Origin of the sequence: Acinetobacter sp. TUM15064 (assembly GCF_008980265.1) — a bacterium.
In the GTDB taxonomy this organism is placed as follows: domain Bacteria; phylum Pseudomonadota; class Gammaproteobacteria; order Pseudomonadales; family Moraxellaceae; genus Acinetobacter.
This window is the reverse complement of record NZ_BKFU01000117.1, coordinates 1-3,776: the sequence shown is the minus strand read 5'-3', so window position 1 is coordinate 3,776 and position 3,776 is coordinate 1. Positions and strand designations below refer to the sequence as shown.

The following is a 3,776-nucleotide window of genomic DNA, read 5'->3' as shown; positions in this document are numbered from 1 at the left end:
CTCGTTCATCGCGGAAATATTGCCATTTGGTTTGATCCTGCTACGCAATGGTATGCTCCATCAAAAGGCAAAATAAGGGCGAAATCAAACCTACTCCGACGCAGCCATCCAATGCTGCTTAATGATTAAATCCTTATTCCGTCTGTCTTTACGTATGGTCACTGGCTTTGTGCAAAGTCTGATTAAACTTTGCGGATGAGCAGCTACGAATATCAGTGATATTCGTACACCACGCTTTGTAGAAGACAAAAGCATATTAATATTGCAATCAATTACCAAAAAAGTAGCGATGGGCTGCATCTACTCATAGACTCTACAGGCATGAAGTTTCTAGGTGAGGGCGAATGGAAACGCAAGAAATATGGACCTGAATATCGTCGCCAATGGCGTAAACTTCATATTGGCATAGATGCTAAAACTCTACAAATACGCGCTATTCAGCTTACAACCAATAATGTCAGTGATTCACAGGTGCTTGGTGATTTACTTAATCAGATTCCACAAGATGAGCAGATTGACTCTGTTTATACCGATGGAGCTTATGACACCAAGCAATGCCGTGAGGTCATTGCAGATCGGCAAGCGCATGCGGTGATTCCACCTAGAAAAAAATGCGAAACCTTGGAAAGATACAAAGAGCAGCTCGCTAGATCGAAATGAATTACTTCGAACAGTTAATCTTGGAAGCAGTGCTTCTCAGGCAGGACACTATGGAAAAAATCAGGCTATCATCGGTGAAGTTTGGTTGAAACTAAGATGCACTGCATTAAATTATTAGGAGATAAACTCAGAGCAAGGCGTTTTGATAGCCAAGTCAATGAGATTCATGCACGTGTAGCAGTCCTCAACAGATTTACGGAATTAGGTCGACCACGTACCCAAATTACGCCTTAAATTTAGCTCAATTAGGGGCGCTTTGCATTTCAAATCTTTGTGCAACAAAGCTGTTTGAATAAAAACTTATCTATGTACCTTCAATTTTAAGCATGGTTTGATCCTATCTTTTCAAATAAATGGCCATGCAATACTCAGTAAAAATAATAGCCCTAATACGGCGCAACTCATTTGCCAAAAACGTAAAGGATCTCGTTCAATGATTGCTGGTGGTTTAGAGTTTAATAATTCTTTGGAAGGATGCATTAGATTATGAATGAGTTCAGACAAGGCCTCAAAACGATGTATCGGTTCAATACTCAGCGCTTGGCCTAAAATTTTATCTAACCATATAGGTAAATCTGGCCGATATTTCCTGATGGAATGATATTGAACTTTTTTCATCTGCTTTAAACTGTTACAGCGAGCTAAATCTGTCCCATAAGGTAATTGTTTGGTGAATAAATAATAGGCCATTACCGCCAAAGAAAATTGGTCTGAATGTACAGATGGCGAATGATCAATAAAATACTCCGGTGCCATAAATGCCAAGGTTCCGAGTGCTCGATTCGCATTTTTAGGATTAATTTCGACCAGGCCTCTTACTGCCGTTGAACCATAATCAATCAGTTTAATTTTCATGGCATTTTCTGCATTTATAACCATGATGTTTTTTGGTCGTATCTCCTGATGTAGCATTTCCAGCCGGTGCATTGCATTTAAAGCCAAGGCTGTTTGTTGCAAAATTGGTAAAATCTCATCCAGATTTAAAGGCTTTTCTTGGCGATGCAGCCATTGAGCCAAGGTTTCACCCTGTAAATATTCATAACATTGGAATAAATATTTTTTCTCAGTGTTATGTGGATAACACTGCATCAGGTTGTCATGTTTCAGACGTTTCGATACCCAATCTTCGAGTTGAAACTGCTCTACGGCATTTTTATCTTGCTGTAAATCTACCCCCAAAGTTTTTATAACCAAGGGCTGCTGCTGAGTATCGTGTGCCAAATACAGGCAACTGCGATGATTTTGGTGCAAAATTTTATCAATCACATAGCCTTCAAACACTTCACCTTTACTGAGCTGTTGTGGAAATACATAATCCTGCGGAATATGAAACTGATTCAGTTCAGGCAGCTGTTCTACATGGATCACCTGGAGACTTAAGTTATCATCACTGCCCTGTTCTAAAGCTTTTTCAACGAATGCTTTGGCAAGTTGATTTAAATCTGCATCTACTAAAATTAAATCTAATAATTGTTGATCTGTGACAAATTCATAGACCCCATCCGTCATCAGTAAAAAAATATCTTTTTCTTTGAGCTCAATATTTCGATAATCAATTTCAATACGATAGTCGGCACCTAAGGCTCGGCTAAGATAATGCTCTCTTGAAGACAACCAGACACGATGATCATGGGTCAGTAATTCAATTTCATGATCGCGAATGCGGTAAATACGACTATCACCAACATGAAAAACATGGGCTTGTTGCTGTTTTAAAATCAGTGCAGATAAGGTACAGACATAACCTCGGTCTTTATCAAAACGTCCTTGACTTTGTTGAGTCTGTGCATAAAGCCATGAATTGGTCGCGCGGATCACCCGTTCTGCTGAAGTCTGTGTACTCCAGGCATCTGAAGTAGAATAATAGTCAGATAAAAAACTGCCAACGGCGGTTTCTGCTGCAAGATGACTGACATTACTGCTACCGATTCCATCCGCTATAACACAGGCAATACCTTTCTGTTTCAGCACATGTCCTTCGGGCAGATATACTCCATGGAAATCCTGGTTCTGTTGTTTAATTCCGGCAGTAGAATATTGCCCAATACTGACTTTTAATGTTTTTTTCATGCTGAAAGCTCAAAAAGGGATCTATATGATCCCTTTATAAAATGGTGAATATTAAAATTCTTTTTTAACACCAGTACGGACATGGGTTGTATAAAGTGCCAGACCTGTTAATGCCAAACCACCCACCAGATTACCTAAAGCAACCGGCAGTTCATTCCATAGGAAGTAGTCAGCAATCGAGAAGTCACCGCCCATCATCATGGCAAATGGGAACAGGAACATGTTAACGACAGAGTGCTCAAAGCCCATGGCAAAGAACAGCATAATTGGCATCCACATGGCAATGAATTTGCCACTCACCGTAGTAGACATCATCGCGCCAATGACACCTAATGACACCATCCAGTTACACAGCATGCCACGGATAAAAATAGTCATCCAGCCGGCGAATCCGTATTCGGCATAACCTAATGTCCGCTCCTCGCCAATATGCGCAATTTTCACGCCGACAGGGTTTGGATCCGCTGCAAAACCCATGGTATAAACCGCTGCCATGAGCACTGCAACGACTAAACAGCCTGTAAAGTTCCCTACAAACACCAAGCCCCAGTTTTTTAGAATACGTCCCCATGTCACCCCTGGGCGTTTATCTAGCCATGCCAGCGGCGTAAGTACAAATACCCCAGTTAACAGGTCATAGCCCAATAAATACAACATACAAAAACCAACTGGAAACAGGAGCGCACCAATTAGTGCTGATCCTGTTTGCACGGCTATGGTAATGGCAAATACTGCTGCCAGTGCCAAAATCGCACCTGCCATAAAGGCACGAATCAATACATCACGGGTTGCCATATGTAATTTGGATTCACCCGCATCTACCACTTTTTTTGCAAACTCTGCAGGAGCAAGATATGCCATGTCATCGTCCTCATTTTTAATATCTGGACCTGTTTTTAAAAAAAAAGACGCCTAAGGTCTTTGAAACCTTAGGCGTCGTTGCCTTAAATATCAGAACAGGTAATTTTGTTATGGCGCCATTGCCATGCTTGTTATAAATAAAGCAAAAGCTGTGCCATAAATTATTTAAAAATCATTCAATTTTT

The 3,776-nt window shown here is 40.7% G+C and carries 4 protein-coding genes; 2 read left to right on the top strand and 2 right to left on the bottom strand.

What is annotated here, in order from left to right:
* Positions 1-121: 121 nt before the first annotated feature.
* Positions 122-199 (top strand): hypothetical protein, encoded by a 78-nt coding sequence (locus GBI16_RS19095; RefSeq protein WP_308463958.1) that lies wholly within the window; start codon positions 122-124, stop codon positions 197-199.
* Between the two features lie 56 nt (positions 200-255).
* On the top strand, positions 256-660 hold the full coding sequence (locus tag GBI16_RS19070; RefSeq protein WP_308463957.1) for an IS5 family transposase: 405 nt from the start codon (positions 256-258) through the stop codon (positions 658-660).
* Positions 661-1,005: 345 nt separating this feature from the next.
* Here GBI16_RS19070 and GBI16_RS17735 read toward each other — a convergent pair whose 3' ends face one another.
* Entirely contained in the window at positions 1,006-2,730 is a 1,725-nt protein-coding gene (locus tag GBI16_RS17735; RefSeq protein WP_151707586.1) for a bifunctional protein-serine/threonine kinase/phosphatase, read from the bottom strand.
* 51 nt (positions 2,731-2,781) lie between these two features.
* Entirely contained in the window at positions 2,782-3,591 is an 810-nt protein-coding gene (locus GBI16_RS17730) for a formate/nitrite transporter family protein (RefSeq protein ID WP_000323725.1), read from the bottom strand.
* Positions 3,592-3,776: the final 185 nt, after the last annotated feature.